This is a genomic window from Ideonella sp. (genome assembly GCF_036277275.1).
GTDB lineage: Bacteria > Pseudomonadota > Gammaproteobacteria > Burkholderiales > Burkholderiaceae_C > Ideonella.
Map to the genome: position 1 here is coordinate 1 of NZ_DASUNH010000086.1, position 23,872 is coordinate 23,872.

The 23,872-nt window shown below is 68.2% G+C and carries 23 protein-coding genes; 6 read left to right on the top strand and 17 right to left on the bottom strand.

What is annotated here, in order from left to right; genetic code table 11:
- From VFY73_RS14725 to VFY73_RS14765, 9 genes are all read right to left on the bottom strand, one after another.
- A partial coding sequence (locus tag VFY73_RS14725; RefSeq protein WP_329719997.1) for a PAAR domain-containing protein occupies positions 1-294 on the bottom strand: 294 nt, incomplete at its 3' end.
- Positions 295-325: 31 nt separating this feature from the next.
- Complete coding sequence (gene vgrG / locus VFY73_RS14730; RefSeq protein ID WP_329719999.1) at positions 326-2,113, bottom strand: type VI secretion system tip protein VgrG; 1,788 nt, start codon at positions 2,111-2,113, stop codon at positions 326-328.
- Positions 2,114-2,119: 6 nt separating this feature from the next.
- Positions 2,120-2,773, bottom strand: a complete 654-nt coding sequence (locus tag VFY73_RS14735; protein WP_329720001.1) for a peptidoglycan-binding protein — start codon at positions 2,771-2,773, stop codon at positions 2,120-2,122.
- 27 nt (positions 2,774-2,800) lie between these two features.
- The gene (locus VFY73_RS14740) at positions 2,801-3,025 is read right to left on the bottom strand and encodes a DUF5908 family protein (RefSeq protein ID WP_329720003.1); all 225 of its coding nucleotides are present in this window, start codon (positions 3,023-3,025) and stop codon (positions 2,801-2,803) included.
- Entirely contained in the window at positions 3,022-3,537 is a 516-nt protein-coding gene (locus tag VFY73_RS14745) for a phage tail protein (RefSeq protein ID WP_329720005.1), read from the bottom strand. The genes VFY73_RS14740 and VFY73_RS14745 overlap by 4 nt, the downstream gene beginning before the upstream one ends.
- Positions 3,538-3,544: 7 nt before the next feature.
- Positions 3,545-4,003, bottom strand: a complete 459-nt coding sequence (locus tag VFY73_RS14750; protein WP_329720007.1) for a phage tail protein — start codon at positions 4,001-4,003, stop codon at positions 3,545-3,547.
- Between the two features lie 98 nt (positions 4,004-4,101).
- Positions 4,102-6,003: a phage tail sheath family protein gene (locus VFY73_RS14755; protein ID WP_329720009.1), complete on the bottom strand. Its 1,902-nt coding sequence runs from the start codon at positions 6,001-6,003 to the stop codon at positions 4,102-4,104.
- Positions 6,004-6,021: 18 nt separating this feature from the next.
- Positions 6,022-6,735 carry a hypothetical protein gene (locus VFY73_RS14760; protein WP_329720011.1) on the bottom strand — a complete coding sequence of 238 codons (714 nt, stop codon included), beginning with the start codon at positions 6,733-6,735 and terminating at the stop codon, positions 6,022-6,024.
- 67 nt (positions 6,736-6,802) lie between these two features.
- Positions 6,803-7,390, bottom strand: coding sequence for a DUF4255 domain-containing protein (locus VFY73_RS14765; protein WP_329720013.1), 588 nt, complete (start codon positions 7,388-7,390; stop codon positions 6,803-6,805).
- 302 nt (positions 7,391-7,692) lie between these two features.
- On the opposite strand from VFY73_RS14765, the gene VFY73_RS14770 reads away from it, so the two are divergent.
- A complete protein-coding gene (locus VFY73_RS14770; RefSeq protein ID WP_329720015.1) occupies positions 7,693-8,190 on the top strand; it encodes a hydrolase in 498 nt (165 codons plus the stop codon).
- Positions 8,191-8,264: 74 nt separating this feature from the next.
- Here VFY73_RS14770 and VFY73_RS14775 read toward each other — a convergent pair whose 3' ends face one another.
- Positions 8,265-8,921: a response regulator transcription factor gene (locus tag VFY73_RS14775; RefSeq protein WP_329720017.1), complete on the bottom strand. Its 657-nt coding sequence runs from the start codon at positions 8,919-8,921 to the stop codon at positions 8,265-8,267.
- On the bottom strand, positions 8,918-9,547 hold the full coding sequence (locus tag VFY73_RS14780; RefSeq protein ID WP_329720019.1) for a sensor histidine kinase: 630 nt from the start codon (positions 9,545-9,547) through the stop codon (positions 8,918-8,920). Before VFY73_RS14780 ends, VFY73_RS14775 begins: the two co-directional genes overlap by 4 nt.
- A gap of 345 nt (positions 9,548-9,892) precedes the next feature.
- Between VFY73_RS14780 and VFY73_RS14785 the strand changes: the two genes are divergently transcribed.
- Entirely contained in the window at positions 9,893-10,147 is a 255-nt protein-coding gene (locus tag VFY73_RS14785) for a hypothetical protein (RefSeq protein ID WP_329720021.1), read from the top strand.
- 129 nt (positions 10,148-10,276) lie between these two features.
- On the opposite strand, the gene VFY73_RS14790 is transcribed toward VFY73_RS14785, so the two are convergent.
- Positions 10,277-11,638: an MBL fold metallo-hydrolase gene (locus VFY73_RS14790; RefSeq protein ID WP_329720023.1), complete on the bottom strand. Its 1,362-nt coding sequence runs from the start codon at positions 11,636-11,638 to the stop codon at positions 10,277-10,279.
- Positions 11,639-11,757: 119 nt separating this feature from the next.
- Here VFY73_RS14790 and VFY73_RS14795 point away from each other — a divergent pair, with 119 nt between their 5' ends.
- A complete protein-coding gene (locus tag VFY73_RS14795; protein WP_329720025.1) occupies positions 11,758-14,415 on the top strand; it encodes a GNAT family N-acetyltransferase in 2,658 nt (885 codons plus the stop codon).
- Positions 14,416-14,483: 68 nt separating this feature from the next.
- Here the strand turns inward: VFY73_RS14795 and VFY73_RS14800 are convergent, their stop codons facing one another.
- Positions 14,484-15,020 (bottom strand): CBS domain-containing protein, encoded by a 537-nt coding sequence (locus VFY73_RS14800; RefSeq protein ID WP_329720027.1) that lies wholly within the window; start codon positions 15,018-15,020, stop codon positions 14,484-14,486.
- Between the two features lie 298 nt (positions 15,021-15,318).
- Between VFY73_RS14800 and VFY73_RS14805 the strand changes: the two genes are divergently transcribed.
- Together VFY73_RS14805 and VFY73_RS14810 are read left to right on the top strand one after the other, a co-directional pair.
- On the top strand, positions 15,319-17,274 hold the full coding sequence (locus tag VFY73_RS14805) for a GspE/PulE family protein (protein ID WP_329720028.1): 1,956 nt from the start codon (positions 15,319-15,321) through the stop codon (positions 17,272-17,274).
- Positions 17,275-17,396: 122 nt separating this feature from the next.
- On the top strand, positions 17,397-17,762 hold the full coding sequence (locus VFY73_RS14810) for a carboxymuconolactone decarboxylase family protein (protein ID WP_329720066.1): 366 nt from the start codon (positions 17,397-17,399) through the stop codon (positions 17,760-17,762).
- Between the two features lie 37 nt (positions 17,763-17,799).
- On the opposite strand, the gene VFY73_RS14815 is transcribed toward VFY73_RS14810, so the two are convergent.
- The 4 genes from VFY73_RS14815 to VFY73_RS14830 all read right to left on the bottom strand — a co-directional run bounded on the left by VFY73_RS14815 (position 17,800) and on the right by VFY73_RS14830 (position 22,785).
- The gene (locus tag VFY73_RS14815; RefSeq protein WP_329720030.1) at positions 17,800-18,219 is read right to left on the bottom strand and encodes an Hsp20/alpha crystallin family protein; all 420 of its coding nucleotides are present in this window, start codon (positions 18,217-18,219) and stop codon (positions 17,800-17,802) included.
- A gap of 128 nt (positions 18,220-18,347) precedes the next feature.
- Positions 18,348-19,562 (bottom strand): efflux RND transporter periplasmic adaptor subunit, encoded by a 1,215-nt coding sequence (locus tag VFY73_RS14820; protein WP_329720032.1) that lies wholly within the window; start codon positions 19,560-19,562, stop codon positions 18,348-18,350.
- 9 nt (positions 19,563-19,571) lie between these two features.
- Positions 19,572-21,938: an ABC transporter permease gene (locus tag VFY73_RS14825; RefSeq protein WP_329720034.1), complete on the bottom strand. Its 2,367-nt coding sequence runs from the start codon at positions 21,936-21,938 to the stop codon at positions 19,572-19,574.
- A gap of 4 nt (positions 21,939-21,942) precedes the next feature.
- The gene (locus VFY73_RS14830; RefSeq protein ID WP_329720036.1) at positions 21,943-22,785 is read right to left on the bottom strand and encodes an ABC transporter ATP-binding protein; all 843 of its coding nucleotides are present in this window, start codon (positions 22,783-22,785) and stop codon (positions 21,943-21,945) included.
- Between the two features lie 197 nt (positions 22,786-22,982).
- Here VFY73_RS14830 and VFY73_RS14835 point away from each other — a divergent pair, with 197 nt between their 5' ends.
- Positions 22,983-23,825, top strand: coding sequence for a universal stress protein (locus VFY73_RS14835; RefSeq protein WP_329720038.1), 843 nt, complete (start codon positions 22,983-22,985; stop codon positions 23,823-23,825).
- Positions 23,826-23,872: the final 47 nt, after the last annotated feature.

The following is a 23,872-nucleotide window of genomic DNA, read 5'->3' on the forward strand; positions in this document are numbered from 1 at the left end:
GCCAATCAGCACGGTGGGCAGGCCGAGCACGATGTTGCCGCCGTGGCCGGTGGGGTCGCCGATGCGGGCGGCCGGCTTCTTGCCGATCAGCACCGTGGTCGAGCCCTTGACGATCACGTCCGGCGGGCCGACGCAGACCGCGTTGTCGCCGACGACCGCGGCCGGGATCTTGCCGATCAGCACCGTCGGCACGCCGGGGCCGATCACCGGCCCGCCGACGTGCGGGATCGGCGGCAAGCCGGGCGTCTGCATCGGGCAGACGTGCATGTCGGTCAGGCGGGCGGCGGGGGGCATGGTGCGTCCTCGTTGTGTGGCAAGGGGGCGGTCAATTGATCATCACCAGCGCACCCTTGACGGTGGTCTGCCCGGCGGCCGACAGCTCGGCGGTGGCCGATCCCTTGCCGGTGAAGCCGACCTGGGCCTGCGCGGTGATGTTCAGGCCCTGGGCCTGGATGTCGGCCTGGCAATCGAGCTTCATGCCGGTGGTGGCGGTCAGCGTGATGCCGCCCTGCGCGGTCAGCTTGATGTCCTTCGGGCTGTCCAGCGCGATGCCGGCGCTCGATAGCTTCACGCTGTTGCCGTTCTGGTCCTTCAGCAGCACGCTCTTGTCCTTGTCGTCGAGCACCAGCGTGTTCTTGGACGGTGTCTCGATCGTGATGATCTTGTCCTTCTCGTTGAACTCGATGCGGTGCTTGCAGCGGGTCACGATGGCCTTGGTGTTGTTCTCGGCCTCCAGTGCGTAGGGCGGCGTGCGGCTGCTGCTGTACAGGCTGCCCAGGATCACCGGGTGGCCAGGGTCGTCGTTGAAGAATCCGAGCACCACCTCGTCGCCCACCTCGGGCACGAAGAAGTGGCCGAAGCCGCTGGAGGCATGGGCCTGCGCCAGCCGGGCCCAGATGCCGGGCGTTTCGACCTGCAGGTAGGGCAGCTTGACCTGCACGCGCTGCTCGCCTTCGGGGTCTTCGTCGAGCTTCATCACGACGCCGATGTGCAGGCCGCGGATGCCCGGCACCAGCCCGGCGTTGGCGGGCGCCTGCACGTCGGGTCGCTCCATGTGCCAATCGGGCGGCAGGCCGAATTCGGCGTGGCACAGCCAGTTGCCATCGGTGATCTCGTGCTGCACGGCGCTCAGGAAGACGTCGCCGCTGAAGCGCTCACCCACGCCCGCCACGGTCAGCAGGCTGCCCGGCAGCGCCTTGGCACTGCCCTGGAAGCTGAGGTGGCCGCGCACACGGGCCAGCGTGGCCTTGAGCTGCGCCGCCTTGGCCCAGGCGTCGAGCACGTCCTTGGTCTGCGGGGCGCAGCTCTGCAGCGCCCGGGTGGCGGGCGAGGCCACGGCGGCCAACGTGCTGCCGTCGAGGTTGCCTTGCGTGTTGCCCGCCAGCGGGGCGGCGCTCGCGCTTTGCAGCAGGCCCTGCTGCGCCGGGCTCCATGAATTGGCCTGCACCGACTTCCACTGTTGGCGGGCGTCGATGTCGGCGGCGAAGTCGACCAGGTCGGCGCCCCAGGTCACGCTCAGCGCCGCGGCGGTGCTGAAGTCGGGCGCCTTGACGCCGAGCTTGCCGTCGGCGCACTGCACCACCAGGCCCATTGCATCGGCGCGGGCGAGCATGAAGTCCCAGTCGGTGCAGTCGTGCTGCACCAGCTCTTTGTGGGTGACCGAGGTGCTGGTCACGTCGGCCGAGAGGCCGGCGCGGCTGATCAGCGATTCGATCACCGCGCTGTCGCTCTGGTCGACGTAGTGCGCGCTGCGCCGGCCCAGCGTCATCTTGCAGGCGGTGTGGCGGCACTCCACCTCGAGCCGGCTGTAGTTGTTGCCGCTGATCTTGAAGCCGTGGCGCACCACGATGCCGCTGAACAGCTCGGCTTCGTCGTCGCCGTAGCCCGCCTTGACGACGATGGCTGCGCCCGGCTTGAACAGGTTGCCGTCGCTCAAGGGCACCTTGCCCTGGGGCATGTCGCCGTCAATGATCACGAGGCGGGCCCACGAGACGGCGTTGAGTGCGTGGCGCACGGTGACCGACACGATCGGCAGCTCGTTCTGGTCGGCGCCATCGCAGCTGAGCGTGACGCGCAGCGCACCATCGCTGCCGGTTTCTGGAGAGGCGGGCATCGCGCGTTACCTCAGCGGCGGAAAGTGCAGTCGCGCGCCGGGCTGCAGGCGGCGGAACTCGCGCAGCCCGTTGAAGGCCGCCACTTCGGGGTAGTAGCGGCTGTCGCCGTAGACGCGTTGGCACAGCAGCGGCAGCGTGTCGCCCTCGACCACCAGCACCGAGTGGCTGAGGTCGGGCGACGAGCGGTTGGCCGCCAGCAGGGCCTCGTCCGTCTTGACCGAGCCCAGGAACGACAACTCGGCCCGGGCCCGAAGCGGGGCCCCGCTGGACCGGAAGAGCGTGTAGTTCACCGACATCGACTGCAGCCGCCCGTCGAAGCTCAGCGTGCCCCAGAGGATCTGCACCCGGTTGGGCTCGTGGTACTCGCTGTCGTAGTTGTAGACGACGGCATTGAGCGCCTCGATCTGATCCGCCACCTCCACCGGGGTGCCGGCTTGCGGCGGCACCGTGCCGGTGCCGTCGAAGACGATGCTGAAGCTGATCTTGTCGGGGTTGACCGCGCTGAAGCGCACCGGGTTGCTCGTCTGCCCGAGCGTGCGCTTGGTGTTGTAGCAAATGCTGTATTCGTGGCTGAACTCGGCCGGATTGATCAACAGCTTGTACGTCGAGCCGTTCGATCCCGACTCGATCGAGGTGATGGAAAGAGGTTGCTTGGCCATGGTCAGGACTGCCTTCGCGCTCGGTGCTCAGCGCTCTCTCAGCGCGCGCAGTTCTTCGCGCAGCAGGGCGCGGCAGGCTGCGAGGATCTCTTCCTTGAGTGCTTCCTTGTCTTCGCACGGGTCTTCTTCACCGCCGCCGCAGGACGTGGCCTTCTTGGCCGCAGCGCCCGCTTCCTCATCGTCGTCCTCGTCGTCGTCGGGCTCGTCTTGCACGCTGGCGCGCAGCACCAGTTGTCGGACTTCCAGGCTCATGTCGTGCTCACGCAGTTGCGGTAGGCCAGCTCGATCTCTTCGATCGCGGCCTCGTTCTTGGTCGACTCGAGGCTGTCGAGCGTCCAGCGCACCGGGTAGGCCGCGTTGCAGGTCCACACCATCAGCGGCAGGTTCTCCGCGTCGAACAGCTGCACCTTCACGTCCGCCAGCTGGATGCGCTGGTCCAGGCCGCCCGTGAGCACATCGCTGCACCAGTCCATCAAGGCCGAGCCGCGTTCGATCAGGCCACGCTTGAGCAGCAGGCGGCCCGGTTTGGCGCGGGTGGGCAACTGGTGCACGAAGCGGTTCTCGCCGCCCTCGGGCACGTCTTCGGTCTCCAGGCTTTGCTGCATGCCGGAGACTTCCTTGAAGCTGCACTGCAGCGCGCCGCTTTGTGACGGCAGGTTCAGGAACTCGACCTTGAAGGCGAAGGCCACCGGCATCTCGGCCGGCGGTGCGTCGGCTTCGAAGGCCGGGCTGCCTTTCATCCAGGCGGGGACAGCGGTGGCCATCGTGGCGTCAGGCGTTGGCGATGGTCAGGCCTTCGTGCGCGACCTCGATGGTTTCGACCGCCACCTCGTTGCCCTCGGCCTTCAGGTCGGTGCCGGTGATCTTGGTCGGCCAGGCGTTGGTCAGCGTCCACACCATCGTCGGCTTGCCTTCCTCGTCGAGCAGGCTGATGGTCACCGGCACGCGCTTGACGGTGTTCATCTTGATCTGGTTGAACCAGTCCCAGAACTTGTTGTCCGATTTGAAGACGCCCTTCTTCATCGTGACGTTGCCGTACTTCTTCAGCCCCGGCATCTTGATGGCGGAGAACACCGGGCTGTCGCCGTGGCGGTACTCGATCGGCTGGGCTTCGACGTCCAGGCCGGAGACCTCCTCGAACGACAACACGGCAGAGTCCCACTTCACCTGGAAGTAGAACTTGGGCAGGGGCCACACTGTGGTGGATTGTTTGGAACCGTCGTCGGCCATTTCAGTGCTCCATTGCGTGGTGAGACCGGTGCAGGGCGGGCGCCAGGCGGGCCCGCGCGTTGCGATGAGTCAAAGAGGGGAGATCAGCGTCGGTCAGTTCAACCCGACTTGGGCATCTGCTGCTGGAAGGTGATCTCGATGAACTCGGCCGGCCGCACCATCGCGACCAGCACCGTCACACGCAAGATCCCTTCGAGCACATCGTTGGGCGTCATCGTTTCGCCCAGGCCCACGAACACCGAGAACGCGTCCTCGGGCACCGCCCCCATCAGCCCGCCACGCTTCCAGACGCTGGTCAGGAAGTTGTTGATCATGCTTTTGATCGTGACCCAGGTGTTGGCCGTGTTCGGCTCGAACACCATCGCCTTGGCCGCCAGCCGGCAGCTCTCTTCCAGCATGATCATCGTGCGGCGCACGTTGATGTAGCGCCAGTCCAGGCTGTTGCCATCCAACGTGCGCGCCCCCCACACCAGCACACCTTCGCCAATGAAACTGCGGATCGCATTGATAGATTTGCCCTGCGCGCTGACGTTCAGGTCTTCCTGCTGCTCGGCCGAGATGCTGACAGTCGGCGAGATGACACCGTTCAGGCTCACGTTGGCCGGCGCCTTCCAGACCCCGCGGGTGTTGTCGACCATCGTGTAGACACCGGCCATCGCGCTGCTGGGCGGCATCACGTTCAGCTGGCGGCGCACCTCGGTGAGCACGGCCTTGTAGACCAGGCTGGCGCCGGCCAGCGTCTTGTTCAGCAGGTCGCGACGGGCCTTCACGCCAGTGGCCAGCGCATCGCTGTTCAGCGGGTTGTCGTAGCCGGCCTCCCAGACCTCGTTCGCGGCGGCCTCGGCCTGCGCGGCCGCGTCGTCGTCGCTGAGCGCGGTGTCGGCGGCCTTGGCCTTGGCGACGAAATCCGCGATGAAAGCCTGGCGCGCCGTGTCGTAGGCAGTGGCGCGGTCGGCGGCGGCGGTCTTCTGCGCGTCGTCGAAAGCCTTCAGGTCGGCCTCGATGTCGGCGTCGCTCTTCTTCGCTTCCTTGCCGTCGCTCACGACCTTGGCCCGCGCAGCCTTGGCGGCGGCGTCGTCACGCTGCTTGCGCGCATCGGCCACGACGACCGGCGTGAAGTCGGTCTTCAGCTTGGCGACTTCCTCGTACATCGCCCGCACATGCGACTTGGTGGTTGCGTCCACCGTGTCGGGCAGGTTCAGCTCGGCCCGCAGCAGCTTCTGCAGCAGGTCGAGGCTGCCGGCATCGATGTTCGTGTAGTCGATCTCCTTCTCGCCGACCACCGAGGTGTTGAGCCACGGGTAGTAAGCGGCGGCGAAGTCCAGGAAGTTGATGCCCAGGCTGTCGCGGAAGGCGGCCACCGGATCGCCCAGTGGAAACTCGCGCGGCTTGTCGCCGTTCCACACGTCGAGGATGGCGACGCGGTTCTTCATTTCGTAGCCGCAGTGGTTGAGCATGCCCTGCTGGATGTCCTTGCAGGTGTCGGCGTCGCTGAAGCGCACCGCCTCGGGCACCAGCAGCATCGTCGGCTCCTGCTCCTTCTTCAGCGCGTCGATGCCTTTCTGGAACAGCTCCGGGTCCAGCTCCTGCGTGTAGTTGCCGATCGAGACCACGTAGCAGCGTCCGCCGCCGTTCTGGAAGAAGTGGCGCAGCGCGTTGTAGAGGCCATAGTCGCCGCCGGCGCTGCCCTTGACCTGGGCCAGCCGGTAGCCCTTCTTGCTGGCCGGCTTGTCGGGCTCGCTCAGGGCCTGGAACTGGGCGTCTTGCAGGTCGCTCAGCTCGGCCAGGCTGAAGCGCGGCTTGGGCGGCCCGCCGAAATACTGGTGGTACTCGGCCATCGAGCTGAGCGGCCAGGGCCGCATGCTCAACGGCGTGTTGTGGTTGTCTGCCCATTCGGTATGACCGACGAAGGCGGGCACGGCCGTGGCCACTTCGACCACGGAGTTGGGGAAGGCGTTCTTCTCGACGATGTAGACGCCCGGAGTTTTCATGACACCCATCGGTTTCTCCTGTGTGGGTCAGCGGCTGACGAAAATTTCCGAGACGGCCTGCCGGCCATTCGGCCCGCTCTCGTACTGAAGCGCCGTCGGCCGCGGAGCCGGCAGCTGGGACACGACAACCCGGGTTGCCGCTGCGGAATGCCCCGCGCGCAGCTGCAAGCCGGTGGGCGCGCGCTCGGACAGAGCCAGCGGCGCGCGTGAACGGAAACAATGGGCCCGGCGCATCTCGGCCGTGTCCAGCGGGGTGAGGCCCAACGCGTCGAATTCGCGCGCACCTTGGGTGTCGACAATGGCCAGCACCTTCTCTTCCCACTCGCCCAGCAGCCAGTAGCACCAGATGCTCTGGCGGCTGCGCCACTGCAGCGTCGAGTGCTGGCCCAAGCCGTCAAGCCAGGTGGCCTCGTCAGCGGCATCGCCCAGTGCGATGCGCAGGGTCTGCGCCTCGGTGTCTTCGGTGTAGTAGGCGAAAGCGGGGTCGAGGCTGCTCACCTTGAAGCTCAGCATCAGCGGCGGCGGTTCAACGTGTGCCTCGTCCCACAAGACATCCAGCCGGTGCTCGGGTGCGTGCAGACTGAGGCTGTGGTCGTTGGTGCGCAGCACGAGCTCGAACTTCTGGATGAGTTCTCGGCAGCGCAGCGTGGGCTCGAAGCGCATCGCGCGGCATCGGCCGTCCACGAAGTAGTCGTGGCGTGTCTCCACGTGGGCGAGCAGGCGCAGCTTCAGCGTGTTCACGAGGCCCCCTCGGCGCTACGCGCCGTCCCCCCGCGGGGGAATTCGCCCTTGAGGCTGCTCTGCGGGCTCATGACAGGCTCCGCGGCGCGGCGCCCGAGTCGACGGTCCGCACGCGCTGGTCGCGCCCTGTGATCTGCTCGCCGTCCAGCCCGATCATGCGTACGCGGTACAGCACCGAGGGCAGATAGCGCCCGCTGTGGATGCCCCACAGGCTGTGCATCTCTGAGCTGCTGAGGTTCTCGATCGAGAGCACCAAGCGACCCAGCGCCGAGTCCGGCCCGGGGGCCGTGTGCTGATCCAGCACCTGGTGCGATTGAAAGAAGGCGATGGCGCTGGACAGGAACTTCAGCGCCTCGGGATAGTTGCCGCCGCTGAAATTGGCGGCGCACATCACCAGCAGGTTCAGGTAGACGGGTGCGTTGGTGACCAATTGCTGCGCATGAAGCCCCAGCGGAGCGCCCTGGGCCCGGTGGGCGATGGTGTCGCGCTCCACCCCGGCCAGGAACAGCACCAGCTTGTTGGCCACGAGCGGCACCAGCGCGCCGTTCTGCTCCAGCAGGTTCGACAGCACCGCAAGGTCTTCGCTGAGCTGGAAGCGTCGGCGCAGATGCTCGTTGAGCTGCCCGGCCATCAGGCCCAAGGCGGCGTCGATCATGGCGTGAAGGGCAGGGTGGACACGCTCGCCACGTTAGGCCCGGCGCGTCGCTGCGCCTATCGTCCGCCGGCTGATTTGAGCTCAGAAATCTGCTGATCAGAAAAATGCCGAGAGGGTGAACCCGGTGGCGGCGGCGGGGAGTCGCACCACGCTGGCCTGCAACCCGTCACTTCGCCGAACGCGCCGTTGTCGGTGAGACGCTCGCCGCATGTGATCGGCACGCAGGCAACTTGCGCGGGATCAATGCATCTGTGGGGGCCGCGGTCAGACTGGTTCGTCGCGGTTTTTTGCAGGAGTCAGCGATGAAGATGGCCGAGACCACATACGACAACAGGGAAACGGGTTGCTGCGCGAGGCTGGACGAAGCACGCTGGGACAACCAGGAATTCGTCTGGAAGGACAAGCCCTTCGTCAAGGACCACATCCGCGAGTTCCTCCACCTGCCACTGAACTTCGGCTCGGTCATGGCACGCGACCATGCCGCACTCGAACAGGCACAAGCCTACGCGCAGGAGCCGCTGTGGCTGGTCGACGAGGTGTCGCCCTGGGGCTCCGACATCTACCTGGCCACTGACCGCGACGTGCCGAACATGCGCATGGAGTACCTGTCGGGCAAGTTCCTGACAAAGGTGTTCACCGGCCCCTATCGCGACTTCGGTCAGTGGGTCCGGCAGATGGAAGCGCACGTGGAGGCACACGGGCGAACCCTGCAGAAGCTGTACTTCTTCTACGCCACCTGTCCGAAGTGCGCGAAGCACTTCGGCAAGAACCAGGTGGTTGGTTTCGCCAAGGTCGAGTGATGGGCCGTCCGCTGCGGCCAATGGCCTGCGGGAGAGGCAAGCCCAGGTGCGTCAGCGACGAACGCGAAAGGTGATCAGGGCCCTCGCGCTTCGAGCGTGCTGAGCCCGGCGCGCAGGGCATAGCGCGTCAGCTGTGCGATGCCCTGGATCCTCAGCTTGGCGAAGACGTGTTCGCGGTGCGTGGCGACGGTCTTGGCGCTGACGTTCAACTGATCGGCGATCTGCTGGGTCGAGAAGCCCTCGGCCAGCAACTGCACCATTTGTCGCTCGCGTGGGGTGAGCCGCTGCACCGTCGGGTCGGCGGCCGGTGCGGCGCCGCCCTGGGCCAGGACGTGGCCGACCAGTTCGCCGCTGAGGAACAGTTGGCCTGCATGCACGCGACGCACGCCGCGCGCGAGCTCGTCGAACGAGTTGTCCTTCAGCACGAAGCCGCTGGCTCCGGCGTCCAGTGCCGCCTGCACCTGTCGCGGGTCTGATTGCATGCTCAGGCACAGCGAGCGGCAGGCCAGCGGCTCGCTGCGCAGGCGACGGATCGCCTCGATGCCGTTCATGCACGGCATGAACAGGTCCACCAGCAGCACATCGGGCTGCCAATCGCGTGCCAGGCGCACCAGCTCCATGCCGTCGCGCGCTTGCGCGACCACCTCGATATCGCTTTCGCGCTGCAGCAGCGCGACCAGGCCTTCCCGAACGCAATGGTGATCGTCGGCAACGATGACCCGGATCTTCATTGCGGTGGCACCCAGCTGATGCGGGCCTGCACGCCGCCCGGCCCGCTGTTGCGCCAGCGCAGGCGCGCGCCGATCAGGCTCAACCCTTGCCGCGTGGACCGCAGCCCCATGCCCTGGCCGGGGCCCGGCGCCCGGCGCCAGGCAGGGCTCGCAGCGGCGCTGCAGCGCTCCGTCACGGTGATGCTCAGTCGATGCGGCAGGATCGACAGCCGGGCGTCGACGCCCACCGCCTCCCCATGCTTGCAGGCATTGACGAGAAGCTCGCGCGTGGCCCCCAGAAGGACTTCGCAGGCCTGCGCAGACAGGCGCAGCGGCAGGCCCTCGATCGTGCAACTGACGGGAATCGCCTGCAGCGCGTTCAACCGGCGCACACAGGCGTCGAGGCGGCCGGGAAGATCCGGCTCGGCCGGGTCGACCGCCGGTAAGTCGATGCTGCTGATCAGCGAGCGCAGCTCTTGCAGGGCCTCCCGCAGCAAGGCGCGCGCGCAGCGCAGGGTCTCCACCTCAGGGGCAGCGGTGGCCTGGTCGATCTGTATCGCGGCCAGCGACAGCCATTGCCCGAGGCCATCGTGCAGGCGTTGCTGAAGGTGGCGCCCGCTGGCGACTGCCAGGTCGGCATGGTTCATTGTTGTCTCCCTGTTGACGAACCCGCGCGGACCCGGCCCGCCGCCCGCAGGCCTGGCGCATGCTCATTGGCGTTCGGGTGTACAGCTAATGCGTTATTCGAACGTCCGAGTCTTGGTTCGTCGCACCAACTTCCGCCGTGTGGCGTGGTTCACCACACCAGCGAAACCGCCCAGCCTCGGCACAGCCTAACTTGCCGCTGCCGGGGCAATCCATTACAGCTCATTACAAGAGAACGGTCGAAGCGTAAGCCTGGCGTCGCGGTTCGGCGCGAAAACCACTACAGCAGTGTCTGATTTCGGCGCCATTTTGCGTCTGTATCTCTGTACAGCCCGATGACGACACCCATGCAAGAAGACAAGCACACCCACCAGCAGCTCGAACGGGCCGTCCGGCTCGCCGTGGTCGAACTGAAGAAATTCACCGGTTTCGACGGCTTCGTGCTGGAGATGCCCACCGGCGTCGGGCGGCCGCCGCACCTGATCGTCGTCGGCACGGCGGCGGAGATCCGCTGGCTGCTGGATCAGCGTGCAGCCAGGCGACGCGACGCGGAGCAGGCGGCCGATGTAGCGGACCCGGCCCCTCGTCGGGCGCGGCATTGACGTTCCGGCGATGTCGGTGGTTTAACGTTGAAGGTCGCTGAAGTCCCTCATTTCTCGAAACTTGGATGACGATTTCGTTCACCTGTGTCGCCATTCCGATCCGCGCGCTGCCCGGCCACGGCGGCGTTGCTACAACTGCACGATCTGCCGGTACTCCGGCACCTCGCAGGGCCAGCCGTGCCGCTCTTCTATCGCCAGGCGCAGCGCATCGGCCGCCACCGGTTCGCCGTGCGTGATGTAGACCTGCTTCGGCGCGTGGGCCATCGCGCCGGCCCAGGCGAGCAGTTGCTCCTTGTCGGCGTGGGCCGACAGCATGTCGAGGTTGACCACTTCGGCGCGCACCGGCACGTACTCGCCGAAAATCTTGACCGAGCTCGCGCCACCCACCAGGGAAGCGCCGCGCGTGCCGGCCGCCTGGTAGCCCGCGAAGAGGATGGTGTTACGCGGGTCGGGCGCGTACGCGCGCAGGTGATGCAGCACCCGCCCGCCGGTGGCCATGCCGCTGGCCGAGACGATGATCGACGGCCACGTCAGCCGGTTCAGCTGCTTGGACTCTTCGACCGTGTTGACGATCTTGGCCGCTCGGCCCAGCGCGTTGCACTGCGCCGGCGACAACCGGTGCTCACCCGCGCAGTGGCTGTAGATGCGTGTGGCATCGGCGGCCATCGGGCTGTTCAGGTACACCGGCATGTCCGGAATGCGGCGGGCCTGCTTGAGGTGGTCGATGCACAGCAGCAGCGTCTGCGCACGGCCTACTGCGAAGGCTGGGATCACGACCACGCCGCCGCGCGCGGCGGTGCGGTTGACGACGGCGGCCAGCTCCGTCAGCACGTCGCCCTCGCGGTGTGCACGGTCGCCGTAAGTCGACTCGATCACCAGCACGTCGGCATCGTCGGGTGGGGCGGGTGATTTCATCAACAGGTCGTCGCTGCGGCCCAGGTCGCCCGAAAACAGGATGCTGCGGCCTTCGGCGCTGACACGAACGCTCGCGGCACCGAGGATATGGCCGGCCGGCCGCAGCCGCAGCCGCAGCGACCAGCCTTGCCAGGGCGCGAAGTCCTCATCGAAGGCGACGGGCTTGAAGCGCCCCAGCGAAGCGCGCGCCTCCTCTTCGGTGTAGAGCGGCAATGCCGGTGAATGCTTAGAGTGGCCGTGGCGGTTGGCGAAATCGGCCTCTTCCTCCTGCAGGCGGCCGGAATCAGGCAGCAGCAGTTCGCACAGGGCCTGGGTCGCCGGCGTGCAGTAGACCGGGCCCCGAAACCCCAGCTTGACCAACCGCGGGATGAAGCCGCTGTGGTCGATGTGGGCGTGGGTGAGCATCACCGCGTCGACCTGCGACGCACGGAACGGCACGGCCGCCCAGTTGCGCAAGCGCAGCTGCTTCAAGCCCTGGAACAGCCCGCAATCGACCAGCAGCTGCCGCTCGCCGTCGGACACCAGGTACTTGGAGCCGGTGACCGTGCCGGTGGCCCCCAGGAATTCGAGCTGCATGAGTCTGCCTTCAATGCCAACAGGCGTAGCCTGCCAGTTGAGCGCCGGCCGGGCTTGACCCTGATCAAGCCTGCTTGCAGGGCCTTGGCCATCATGGCGATCCACGCCGGGAGACTGCCTTGACGATTCGCCATCTCGACCACTTGCTGAACCCGACTTCGGTCGCGGTGTTCGGCGCCTCCGATCGGGTCGGCAGCGTGGGCGCCACCGTCTGGCACAACCTGAAAGCCACCTTCCGGGGGACGCTCTACCCGGTGAACCCCAAGCGGACCTCGCTGGACGATGTGCCGGTGTTCCGCTGCGCCGCCGACCTGCCCGGGGCGCCGGATCTGGCCGTGCTGTGCACGCCGCCTGCCACCGTTCCGACGCTGATCGCCGAGTTGGGGGCGCTGGGCACGCGGGCCGTCGTCATCGTCACCGCCGGCTTGAGCGCAGCGCAGAAACAGGCGGCGCTGGACGCCGCCCGGCCGCATCTGTTGAGGCTGCTGGGGCCCAATTGCATCGGGCTGCTGAGCCCGCACCTCGGGCTGAACGCCAGCTTCGCGCACATCGGTGCCGCGCCGGGCGAACTGGCTTTCGTGTCGCAGTCGGGCGCACTGGTCACCGCGATGCTCGACTGGGCCCAGGGCCGGGCGATCGGCTTCTCGCACATGGTGTCGATTGGCGAACACTGCGATGTGGACTTCGGCGACCTGCTGGACTACCTGGCCAGCGACGCCCGCACCCGAGCGATCCTGCTGTACATGGAATCGGTGCAGTCGCCGCGCAAGTTCATGTCGGCCGCGCGGGCGGCGGCGCGCAACAAGCCGGTGATCGTCGTGAAAGCGGGTCGCGCCGGCAACGGCGTGAAGGCCGCCATGTCGCACACCGGCGCGATGACGGGGGCCGACGTCGTGTTCGACGCGGCCCTGCGCCGCGCCGGCATGCTGCGCGTGGACACACTGCAAGACTTGTTCACTGCCGCTGAGACACTGGCGCGCTTTCGCGGCAATCGCAGCCCGGTGCTCAGCATCATGACCAACGGCGGCGGCGCCGGCGTGATGGCCGCCGACGCAGCCGCGATGAACAACGTGTCGCTGGCCGAGCTGGACCCGGCGCTGGTGCGGCGGCTCGACGCCGTGCTGCCGTCCAACTGGTCACGCGCCAACCCGCTCGACATCATCGGCGATGCGCCGGTCGAGCGTTATGTCGCCACCTTGACAGCGTTGCTGGCCGATGAGTCTGCCGGGGCGGTGCTGTTCCTTCATTCGCCCACCGCGATCGTGCCCAGCAGTGACATCGCCCATGCCTGCGCCCCGCTGGTGCTGGCAGCGCCTGGGCGCGTCATGAGTTGCTGGTTGGGCAGCGCCGCAGTGGCCGAAGCCCGCACCTGCTTCGAAGCTGCCGGCGCGGCCGACTACCCAACGCCGGAAGAGGCGGTGCGCGCCTTCGCGATGCTGCAGACGTATCACCGCAACCAGGAGGTGCTGATGGAAGCGCCTTCGGCCAGCGAGAACCCGGTGCCCGACCACGCCAAGGCGCGAGCCTGCGTCGACGCCGCCCGGGCGCAGGGGCGCGAGTGGCTGACCGAGGGCGAGGCCAAGGACGTGCTGGCCGCCTATGGCGTGCCGGTGGTGCGCACCGTCACCGTGGCGCCGAATGCGGCCGACGCAGCGCGCTGTGCCACCGAGGTGGGCTTCCCGGTCGCGCTGAAGATCGTCTCGCCGGACATCACCCACAAGTCGGACGTCGGCGGCGTGCGACTGGGCCTGGCCGACGTGGCGACCGTCGAACGTGCGGCCGCCGACATGCTCGATGCCGTGCGCCAGGCGAGGCCGCAGGCCCGCATCACCGGCTTCAGCGTGCAGGTGATGGCGCGCCGCCCGCACGCGCAGGAGCTGATCGTCGGTGCCAGCATCGACCCGCTGTTCGGCCCGGTGATCCTGTTTGGCCAGGGAGGCACGGCAGTCGAGGTGATGGCCGACCGCGCCGTGGCGCTGCCGCCGTTGAACCGCAGCCTGGCGCGCGACCTGGTGTCGCGCACGCGCGTGGCCCGGCTGCTGGCGGGCTTTCGCGACCATCCGCCGGTCCACGCCGAAGCCTTGCACGATGTGCTGATTGCGGTGTCGCAGATGCTGGCCGACCTGCCACACCTGGTCGAGCTCGACATCAACCCGCTGTGGGCGGACGAGACGGGCGTGCTGGCGCTGGATGCGCGCATCCGCCTGGCGTCCGCGCCGATGGCCGGCGCCGACCGCTTTGCGATCCGGCCGTACCCCACCGAGTGGGAACAGGTGGTCACGTGGTCCGGTCGCGATGTCTTGCTGCGGCCCATTCGCCCGGAAGACGAAGCCCAGCACCTGCGCTTCATCCAGAGGCTGGACCCGGAAGACATCCGCATGCGCATCTTCCAGACCCGGCGCGAGTTGCCGCGCAGCGAACTCGCCCGCCTGACGCAGATCGACTACGACCGCGAGATGGCGTTCATCGCCGAAGCGATCGACGCACACGGGCAGCCTGAAACACTGGGCGTCGCGCGCACCGTGCGCGACCCGGACAACACCGAGGCCGAATTCGCCATCAGCGTGCGAAGCGACCTGAAGACCCAAGGGCTCGGGCGACTGCTGATGGACCACCTGATCCGGCATGCGCAGGCCGCGGGCACACCGCGCCTGGTCGGTTGGGTGCTGAGAGAAAACCGCGCCATGCTGACATTGGCCGCCGACCTGGGTTTCGTCCGGGGCGACGACGAGGGCAAGGAGCACGGCGAGGTGCGCCTGGTGAAGGCGCTGGGCTGATCGGAGCCGGCGCGCAGCTGAACCTGGCAGGCTCGCCGGACGAGCCTTCTGTGCCAGGGGCGACCCCTTCAGCGGCCCAGGCTGGTGCGAACGGGCTCTTGCATGCCCGGCGTGCCGTGCGGCAGGAACGCGGGCCGGAACTGCGGCGGTGCGATCGTGGAGCGTTCGCTGGTTTCACGCGCGATGCCGCTGCGCACGGCGCTGGCCAGGCTGCCCAACGGCCCGGCCAGCGCGTCGAGCAGGTCGTCGGCGGTGACGAAGCCGACGACCTGGCCGCCATCGCCGGTGACCAGCAGGCGGCGCACGCCAGCGTCCTTCATCATCGCCGCCGCCTCTCCCAGGCTGGCGTTGGTGGGCACCGCGACCAGCCGTCTGCTGGCAACCTGGGCCACGTGCACGTCGACCGGCGACAGGTCTCGGGCCAGCACTTCGATCGCGAGGTCGCGGTCGGTGATGATCCCGACGACCTGGTTCTGGCCTGCGGCCTCGGCAGTGACGACCAGGGCGCCGACGTGATGCTCTCGCATCTGGGTGGCAGCCTCGCGCAGCGTGGCGGTCGCATCGACCGTGATGACATGACGCTGGCAGATCTCGGCAATGCTCATGATGAAGGGCTCCTGGCGGTTCGGGTCGGCCTCCCGATGCGGGCTGCCGCGAATCGCCACCGTAGCGGCCGCCTCGGTGCGGCCCCTTGCGCTCCGTCAAGCGGGCGTTCAGCGGCCGGCCCTCGGGGGCGGACCACCACGCTACTTGAGCCACAAGAGACAAACCGTTGACGTGGATCAGGCCCTCGGCCGAAAGGCCGCTGTAGGCCAGACCGGTTGGGCCTGCTGCCGATTCGTTCACAGCCGGTTTGGGCGGTGCCTTTCGACAATGAATGGGTTGCCACGACGCCCAGAGAACATGCCCACCGATACCGCTGTTGCCGCGCCCCATCCGACCACCAGCCATGCCGGCGCGCGCACGCAGACCGCACTGGACACGTTGTGGACGCAGCTGACCGCGGCACCCGGCCCACGGGCACGCCACCTGGGCGAGGCTCTGGTCGAGCGGGGCCTGGTCGACCGCCAGACCCTGATCGCGGCGTTGCAGCACCAGGCGGCCCAGCGGCCGCACCGTCTGCTCGGGCAACTGATGGTCGATCGGGGTGCCCTCTCGTCGGCCCAGCTCGATGCGGTGCTGGCTGATTGGCTGGGGGTGCCGACGGTGGACCTGCGCACCCTGACACCGCAGGCCGAGGCACTGGCCCGCGTGCCGCCGGGCCTGGCGATGCGCGAAACCGTGTTGCCGCTGCTGCTGCGCGACGATGCCCTGGTCGTCGCACTGGCCGACCCCTGGGACCACGCACTGATCGACGAGTTGCGCTTTGTCAGCGAGCGCCGTGTGTTGCCGGTGCTGGCCGTTCCCGGCACGCTGCCACCGGCGGTGGCGCGCGCCTACGCCGCGCCACACGCCAGCGACAGCGCGCACGAGCGGGGGCATGAGCAGGGGCCGGGCAGCAAAGGTCCGCCTGGCAATGTCTTCGGGCAGCGCGACGTGCACGCCCTGGCCGCCGAGCTGGCCGTGCACGACGCGGGCCCCGGCGAGAGCGACATCGCGGTGGTGTCCGAGGCCGACAACACGCTGGTGCGCCTGGTCAACACCGTCATCAGCGATGCGATCCGGCTGCGTGCCTCCGACATCCACGTGGAGACGGCCGACGGCATCCGCCCCACGCGCATCCGCCTGCGCATCGACGGTGAGCTGCAGCCCTACCTGGAGCTGGCGGCACGCTGGCGCTTTGCGGTCGTCGCCCGGCTGAAGATCATGGCCGACCTCGACATCTCCGAACACCGCAAGCCGCAAGACGGCAAGATCGACTTCGCCCGCTTCGGCGGGCCGTCGATCGAGCTGCGCATGGTCACCGTTCCCACGACCCGCGGGCTCGAGGACGTGGTGCTGCGTCTGTTGTCGAGCCTGAAGCCGATGCCGCTGGACGTCATCGGCCTGAGCCCGGGCAACCTGGCCGCGCTGCGCACGATCACCACCAAGCCCTACGGCCTGATCCTCGTCTGCGGGCCGACGGGCTGCGGCAAGACCACCACGCTGCATTCCGTCATGCGCGAGCTGAACACCGCCCAGCGCAAGATCTGGACGGCCGAGGATCCCGTCGAGATCACTCAGGAGGGCCTGCGGCAGGTGCAGATGAACCCGCGCATCGGCTGGACCTTTGCTGCCGCGATGCGCACCTTCCTGCGCGCCGACCCTGACGTGATCATGATCGGCGAAATGCGTGACGAGGAGACTGCACGCATCGCCGTCGAAGCCTCGCTGACCGGCCACCTGGTGCTGTCGACGCTGCACACCAACTCGGCGCCGGAGAGCATCACCCGGCTGCTGGAGATCGGGCTCGACCCTTTCACCTTCTCCGATTCGCTGCTGGGCATCCTGGCGCAGCGCCTGGTCCGGCGGCTGTGCACCCATTGCCGCATGCCGCACGTGCTGTCGGACGCCGCGCTGGACGAACTGGCCGGCCAGTATCTGGGCAGCGGTGTCGCCGGCGACAACCCGACGGCCCGCGCCGCATTGATCGCGCAGTGGCGGGGCCGGCATGGCAACGCGGCCGGGCAGGTGCGGCTGTTCAAGCCCGGTGCCTGTGCCGCCTGCGAGGGCCATGGCTATCACGGCCGCCTGGGCCTGCACGAGCTGATGCTGGCCGACGAGCAGGTGAGCGAGCTGGTGCGTCACCGCGCCCCGGCATCGGCGCTGCATGCGGCGGCCCTGGCCGGCGGCATGGTCACGCTGCGGCAGGATGGCATCGACAAGGCCCTGACCGGCCTGACCGACATGGCCGAGGTGCTGGCGGCCAGCAACACCTGAGCGGCTGCTGATCGACGCGACGCCGCGCGTCAGGCCCGCAAGCAGGTTTCCGTTGCCGGGTGATCACCGTGCCGTTGACCTTCGTCAAGCCGCAAGGCGTCGCGGCGGGGCATCCTGCGCCCATGACACTCACCTCCTACCAGGCGCTGACGAGCGGTGTTTCAGCACAACTTTCAACCCTGCGCACCGATCAACCCGCGGTGATGAAAGGCTTCAGCGAACTGGCCAAGGCCAGCCTGGCCGACGGCGCGCTGTCGGCCAAGACCAAGGAGCTGATCGCGCTGGCGCTCGGCGTGGCGGCTCATTGCGACGCGTGCATCGGCTTCCATGCACGCGCGCTCGTCCGGCTCGATGCGACGAAGGCCGAAGTCGAGGAGGCATTGGCGGTCGCCGTCTACATGGGCGGCGGGCCTTCGCTGATGTACTGCGCCAGCGCGCTCGCCGCCTTCGACGAGTTCGCCAGGGACACCGCCGCCGTGGTGGCCTGAAGCCCGCCGGGGCTTCGTCCAGGGCGGGGCCCGGCGGTCACTGGACCTCGATCCGCCGGCTGCCACCGCCTTCGCGCTTGGGCAGCGTGAGCTTCAGGATGCCGTCCTCGAGCCTGGCGACAACGCGCTTCTCGTCGATGTCGCTGGCCAGCGAGAACCCGCGCGAGAGGTTGCCGACATACGTCTCTTTCAGCAGCAGCCGGCTGTCGGTCGATTCTTCCTTCTCCTTGTGCACCTGCGCGGTGATGGAGACGTAGTTGCCGTCGACCACGACGCGGATGTCTTCTCTCTTGGCGCCCGGGATTTCGGCGCGGACCTGGTAGGCCTTGTCGCTCTCGGTCACGTCGATCCGGATGTCCGCCGGCGTGTCCTTCTCGAAGGTTGCGGGGCGCACGAAGCGGCGAAACAGCTCGGGCAACATCTGGTCGATCGGTTCGATGCGGGTCAGGGTGCTCATGGGCTTTCTCCAGTTGAGGGTCGGCAGGGCACGGGACCGGTCGCCAGCCCGGCCAAGGCGGTGGTCGCGGAATTCCAGTCTAGGAAGACCGCCCGCGGCCAGCCTTGCGCCATGTCAAGGCCGCGGCGCTACACGGTGCGCCGGGCCACCCGCGCGCCGTCCTTGACCGCCGCACTGGGGTAGACGATCACCACGTCTTGCGGCGACAGGCCCTGGCTGACCCAGGCCTCGCCACCATGGCGGCCGCCCAACTGCACCGGCACCAGCCGGGCACGCCCCTGGCGAAGCACGAAGACGGCCGAGCCGGCCGCTTGGGCCGTGTCACCGCCCGCCACCGGGAACACCGCGCCGACCGGGACCTTGACCACGCCGTCGACCGATTGCGTGACGATGCGCACGCCGACCCGGAACCCATCACCGAGCGCCGCCCATTCGGCAGCCGGGCTGACGATGTCGATCAGCACCTTCACGCGCTGCTCCTCGACGCCCAGCGCCGACACCTTGGTGAACGCGGCCGGCTCGACCTGGCGCACCCGGCCTTGCAGCGCCACACGGCCGCCCCAGCGCTCGATCACCACCTGGCTGCCGGGCCCGACGCGCAGGGCGTCGGTGGTCAGCAGCTCGGCCACGATCTCCAGGTTGCGCGTGTCGCCCAGCTCGAGCAGCGGGGTGCCGAGCGCGACGGTGGTTTCGCTGGCCTGGGCCACCCGCATGACGCGCCCCGCGATCGGCGCGCGCAGCGCGAAGCCCCGAGCACCGGCCTGGCCCGGGCTGCGCACCGCCATCAGCGCGGCCCGCGCCTGCTCGAGTCCGTGATCGGCCATGTGGCGGTCTTCGATGGCGGCGTCCAGTTCCTTCTGCGCAGCCTGAACGCCCAGGCGATCGTGGTCGAACTTGTTCGGCGAGATGAAGCCCTGGCCGGCGAGCTGCTCGCTGCGCCGAACCTCGTTGCGCGCCTGCTGCAGCAACACCCGCGCGGCACCGGCCCGCGCGGCGGCACGCTGTACCTGGGCCTGCGCAATGTCCACGCGCAGCTGCTGCTCGCGCAGGGTTCGCTCATCGAACATCGGCGACAGCACCGGCTGCAGCGTCGCGACCACCGCGTTGGCGTCGACCATGTCGCCCTCGCGCAGCGTGATGCGCGTCAGCAAGCCGGCCAGCGGTGCCGAGACGACGTACCGGTCGCGCAGGCGCGTCTTGCCGTCTTCTTCGATGCTGCTCTCGAACCGGCCTTGCGACACCGCGGCCACCTCCACCTCGACTGGCCTTGGCGCGAAGGCCCAGGCCAGCAGCGCCGCTGTGGCCAGGGCTGCGCCGACGCCATAGATCCATCGTTTGCTCATGTGCATTTTTCAATCCCTTGTCTTCAAGGCCGACACCATGTCCAGGCGATCGATGCGACGCCGCACCACCAGCGCGCTGGCGGTGCCTGCCGCCAGCACGCACAGGGCGGCAAAGGCGTAGGTGCGTGGGCGAATGACCACCGGAAAGAAGAACTGGTCGGACTTCAGCAGCTCGGCGATGGCATGGACCAGGCCCCAGCCCATCAACATGCCGATCGGCAACGCCAAGCCGATGACGACGGCCAGTTCGCCCAGCAGCAGCCCCGACACCTCGCCGCGCGTGAAGCCGAGCACACGCAGGCTGGCCAGTTCCCAGGCCCGTTCGGCCAGCGCGATGCGCGCGTTGTTGTAGACCACCCCGATCGCGATGATGCTGGCGAAGATGGTCATGATGGTGCTCATGATGCGCACGTTGCGGGCGCTGATTTCTTCCATGTTGCGCAGCATCGTGGCCTTGCTCCATGCCCCGGCCACCTTCGGCAACGCCTTGCTGGCTTCCAGCGTTTGCGCCTCGCGGCCGCGTTCCACCGCCAGCACGAACCCGGTCGTCAGGTCTGCCTCGGCGAGCGTGCGGTTCAGCTCGTCGCGCTCCATGTACGCGTTCAGGCCCATCATTTCGCGCACCGTGCCGCCCAGCGGCACCGTCAGCGTGCGTTCGCGGCCTTCGAGCAGCTCGATCTGCACCGGGTCGCCCGGCTTCAGCGCCAGCTTGTCGGCCAACCGGTCGGTCATCACCAGGCCGCGGCCTTCGAGCAGCGTTTCGCGGCGGTCCACGTCGATCACGCGGTACAGCTCGGGCCGGCCGGCGTAGCCGCGGATCATGCTTCGCTCGCGCCGGTGGCCGTTGACAAAGGTCACCAGCACGAAGCGGGTCGACTCGACCTGCGTCACGCCGGGCAGGCGGGCCAGCTCGTGGCTGACGCTGCTGTCGTCGACCGGCTCGGCCGTCCACACCGTCAGGTCTCCGCGCAGGCCCAGCTGCAGCTGGGTGTCGACGACCACCTCGATCGCGTCGCGAAAGAAGTTGCCCATGATCACGATCGCCACCGAGGCGGCCACGCCGGCGATCGACAGCCCCGTGCGCACCGGCCGCCGTTCGATGTTGCGAACGATCATCCGCAGGGCCGGCGGCATCTTCTGAACGCCCAATGTTTCCAGCAGCGTGCGCCGGTAGTGGCCCGGGGCAGGGGGGCGCATCGCCTCGGCCGGTGGCAGCCGGACGGTCGCCACGATGGCGTTCAAGGTGCCGGCAACCGCGGTCAACACCGACAGGCCGGCGCTGACCACCAGCAGCCAGGGCGCCACGCGGTGCTCGAAGGTGGGAAAGTGGAAGAACTCGGCGTACAGGCCGGTGAACATGGTGCCCAGCCGGTCGCCGGCGATCACGCCCAGCACCAGCCCGAACGCCACGATCAACAGCACCAGCTTCAAGTAGTGGATGCCGACCGAGAGATTGGGATAACCCAGCGCCTTCAACGCGGCGATCTGCTCCCGCTGGGTCGACACCAGCCGCGACACCACCACGTTGAGCAAGAAGGCCGCCACGCCGAGAAAGATCGCCGGCAGCACCGTGCCGAGAACGCGCTGCTCCTTGATCTCGTTGTCGAGCATCGCGTGCGAGGTCTGGTCGGCGCGGCCGTGCGCCTCGCGGCCACCATAGCGCGACAGTTGCCGGCCGACACTGTTGATCACCGCCGGCTCGGATGCGCCGGGCGCCAGCTTCATCGTGACGCGGTTGAAGGCGCCTTGCATGTCGTAGGCGGCCGCCAGGGCGTCGCGATCGAGCCAGAAGACACCGAAGCCACGCGTATCGGGCATGCCCCACAGGCCGGCGAAGATGAACTCGGGCGACAGCGCCGTGCCGGTGAGCACCAGCGTGCGTTGGCGGCCGTTGATCAGGGCCTGCACGCGGTCCCCCGAATGAAGGCGGTGCGCCTGGGCGAAAGCCTCGGAGACCAGGGCCTCGAGCTCGCCGTCGCTGCGCTGGGGGTCGGGCGGGCGTCCGCTGCTCAGGGTGAGCTGGTTCAACCGGGCCGGCTGGCGCGCGTCGAGGCCGATCAACTGGCCGATGATCGGATCGGCCACGCCGGCCAGTTCGACCCGGACGATCTGTTCGATCGACACCTGCACGTCGGCCACGCCGGGCGTTTCGCGCAGGCTTTCGGCCAGCGCGGCGGGTGCGCGCTTGACGCTGGCGAAAACATCGGCAAAACGCGCGCTGGCATAGAAGCGATCGCGCGCCAGGGCCAGCGAATCGACGGCCGACAAGCTCGTGATGAAGCCACCGACGCCACTGGCGACCACCAGTGCGATCGTCAGCGCCTGGCTCCACATCAGGCGCAGGTCGCGCAGCAGCTTGCGATCGAGTGCCTTCATGGCCTCACCAGGTCAGATCGGCTGGCCGCAGCTTGTGGGCGTTGGGCACGACGCGCTGGATGCGCCCGTCACCCAGGTAGACCACCCGATCGGCCATGCCGGCGATCGCGGCGTTGTGGGTGATGACGATCGCGGTGGTGCCGATCTGCTCGTTGACATGGGCGATCACGTCGAGCACCAGCTTGCCGGTTTGATAGTCCAGCGCGCCGGTCGGCTCGTCGCACAGCAGCACCTTCGGCCGCTTGACGATCGCGCGGGCAATCGCCACCCGCTGTTGTTCGCCGCCCGAGAGCTGAGCGGGAAAGTGGTCGCGCCGCGGTGTCAACCCGACCCGGTCGATGGCCTCGTCGACAGGCATTGGCGCGTCGACGATGTCGGTCACCAGCGCCACGTTCTCGCGCACCGTGAGGCTGGGGATCAGGTTGTAGAACTGGAACACGAAGCCGACATGGCGGCGGCGGTAGGCGGTCAACGCCGACTCGTCGGCCTGGCTCAGGTTCTGGCCGGCGAACAGCAGCTGGCCGCTGCTGGCCACGTCCAACCCGCCGAGGATGTTCAGCAGCGTCGATTTGCCACTGCCCGAAGGCCCAAGCAACACGACGAACTCGCCCTCGGCGACGTCGAGATCGACATCGCGCAGCGCGACCACTTCGACATCGCCGGTGCGGTAGGTCTTGCCGATGCCGCGTGCGCTGAAAAGCGGCGCCGCCGGCGAAGATGCGTCGCCCGCAGCGACGGCGGGCGCCGGGGCGCTTGCGGGCGCGGCAATGTTGACGGTGCCGATCGTCGCGATCGGGTCGTGGGCAAGGTCTTGCGTGGCGCTCGCAGGGGCTGCGGCGCGGTCCATGGTGTCCCTTTCAGTTGGCTGGGCCGGCGAGGATTCACCCGTCGGATGCTATGCAGGCGTCGGCCAACCGACTTGACCGAGCGCAAGCCAGTGATGGCGACGGCTGATTGCCGCAGGCCGTGGTGGATTGCGCCAGATCAACGCCCGGATGACGGCGGCGCCAAAGAATCCGGGCGCGTGCCACGAATGGAGTCGCCATGGTCTATCGAAGCTTGCTGGTCCTGCTGGATCAAGACGACCACCACGTCGCCCGCGTCCGTTACGCGATCAAGCTGGCCCAGTCGCTCGACTGCCACCTCGTTGGACTGGCGCCGACCGGCCTGCTCGAGCTGCCGATGCTGCAAGGCTCGTCGAGTGCGTTGAGCGAGCTGTCCCATCACGCCTGGCAACTGATGCGCCAGCGAACCGAAGAAGCGGTCGAGCTGTTCGATCGAGCCTGCGCTGCAGCGGGATTCACGTCGCGCGAATCGCTGGTGGTCGAGGACGGCAAAGCGACCGCCCTGATCCGGCATTCGCACTGCTGCGACCTGGTCATCATGAGCCAACCCGAGCCTCGCACCGCCCGCTACGCCGAGGCACGCGCGGTGTTGGAGGAAGTGGTGCTGGCCAGCGCCCGGCCGACCCTGATCGTGCCGTATGCCGGCCGCTTCGATCCACCGCGGCGCAAGGCCATGATCGCGTGGGACGAAGGCCGCGAAGCCGCGCGGGCCGTGGCCGATGCGCTGCCGCTGCTGTCTCGCATGGAAGGCGCGCAGCTGATGACATGGCGGCCGAGCCACCGGGATCACGACCCGACCCTCGCCGCGCGGGCCGATGCGTTCTCGAAGTGGTTGCTGTGGCACGGCGTGCAGGCAGAGGTGCGGACCGAGGTCAGCGACCTGCCGTTGGCCGACGCGATGTTGTCGCGCGCTGCCGACCTGGGCGTGGACCTGTTGGTGATGGGGGCCTACGGCCACCCGCGCTGGGCCCAGCGCGTGCTGGGCGGCGCCACGCGCGGCATTCTGGATGCGATGACCGTGCCGGTGCTGATGTCGCACTGACGGCGCGTCACCGGCGGGCCGCCGACATCGATGGCCGCTTTGCGCTG

Excerpts from the sequence above, each read along its gene's own strand:
- vgrG (WP_329719999.1), bottom strand. The coding sequence starts at position 2,113 with ATGCCCGCCTCTCCAGAAACCGGCAGCGATGGTGCGCTGCGCGTCACG.
- VFY73_RS14735 (WP_329720001.1), bottom strand. The coding sequence starts at position 2,773 with ATGGCCAAGCAACCTCTTTCCATCACCTCGATCGAGTCGGGATCGAAC.
- VFY73_RS14740 (WP_329720003.1), bottom strand. The coding sequence starts at position 3,025 with ATGAGCCTGGAAGTCCGACAACTGGTGCTGCGCGCCAGCGTGCAAGAC.
- VFY73_RS14745 (WP_329720005.1), bottom strand. The coding sequence starts at position 3,537 with ATGGCCACCGCTGTCCCCGCCTGGATGAAAGGCAGCCCGGCCTTCGAA.
- VFY73_RS14750 (WP_329720007.1), bottom strand. The coding sequence starts at position 4,003 with ATGGCCGACGACGGTTCCAAACAATCCACCACAGTGTGGCCCCTGCCC.
- VFY73_RS14755 (WP_329720009.1), bottom strand. The coding sequence starts at position 6,003 with ATGGGTGTCATGAAAACTCCGGGCGTCTACATCGTCGAGAAGAACGCC.
- VFY73_RS14765 (WP_329720013.1), bottom strand. The coding sequence starts at position 7,390 with ATGATCGACGCCGCCTTGGGCCTGATGGCCGGGCAGCTCAACGAGCAT.
- VFY73_RS14770 (WP_329720015.1), top strand. The coding sequence starts at position 7,693 with ATGAAGATGGCCGAGACCACATACGACAACAGGGAAACGGGTTGCTGC.
- VFY73_RS14775 (WP_329720017.1), bottom strand. The coding sequence starts at position 8,921 with ATGAAGATCCGGGTCATCGTTGCCGACGATCACCATTGCGTTCGGGAA.
- VFY73_RS14780 (WP_329720019.1), bottom strand. The coding sequence starts at position 9,547 with ATGAACCATGCCGACCTGGCAGTCGCCAGCGGGCGCCACCTTCAGCAA.
- VFY73_RS14785 (WP_329720021.1), top strand. The coding sequence starts at position 9,893 with ATGCAAGAAGACAAGCACACCCACCAGCAGCTCGAACGGGCCGTCCGG.
- VFY73_RS14790 (WP_329720023.1), bottom strand. The coding sequence starts at position 11,638 with ATGCAGCTCGAATTCCTGGGGGCCACCGGCACGGTCACCGGCTCCAAG.
- VFY73_RS14800 (WP_329720027.1), bottom strand. The coding sequence starts at position 15,020 with ATGAGCATTGCCGAGATCTGCCAGCGTCATGTCATCACGGTCGATGCG.
- VFY73_RS14805 (WP_329720028.1), top strand. The coding sequence starts at position 15,319 with ATGCCCACCGATACCGCTGTTGCCGCGCCCCATCCGACCACCAGCCAT.
- VFY73_RS14810 (WP_329720066.1), top strand. The coding sequence starts at position 17,397 with ATGACACTCACCTCCTACCAGGCGCTGACGAGCGGTGTTTCAGCACAA.
- VFY73_RS14815 (WP_329720030.1), bottom strand. The coding sequence starts at position 18,219 with ATGAGCACCCTGACCCGCATCGAACCGATCGACCAGATGTTGCCCGAG.
- VFY73_RS14820 (WP_329720032.1), bottom strand. The coding sequence starts at position 19,562 with ATGAGCAAACGATGGATCTATGGCGTCGGCGCAGCCCTGGCCACAGCG.
- VFY73_RS14825 (WP_329720034.1), bottom strand. The coding sequence starts at position 21,938 with ATGAAGGCACTCGATCGCAAGCTGCTGCGCGACCTGCGCCTGATGTGG.
- VFY73_RS14830 (WP_329720036.1), bottom strand. The coding sequence starts at position 22,785 with ATGGACCGCGCCGCAGCCCCTGCGAGCGCCACGCAAGACCTTGCCCAC.
- VFY73_RS14835 (WP_329720038.1), top strand. The coding sequence starts at position 22,983 with ATGGTCTATCGAAGCTTGCTGGTCCTGCTGGATCAAGACGACCACCAC.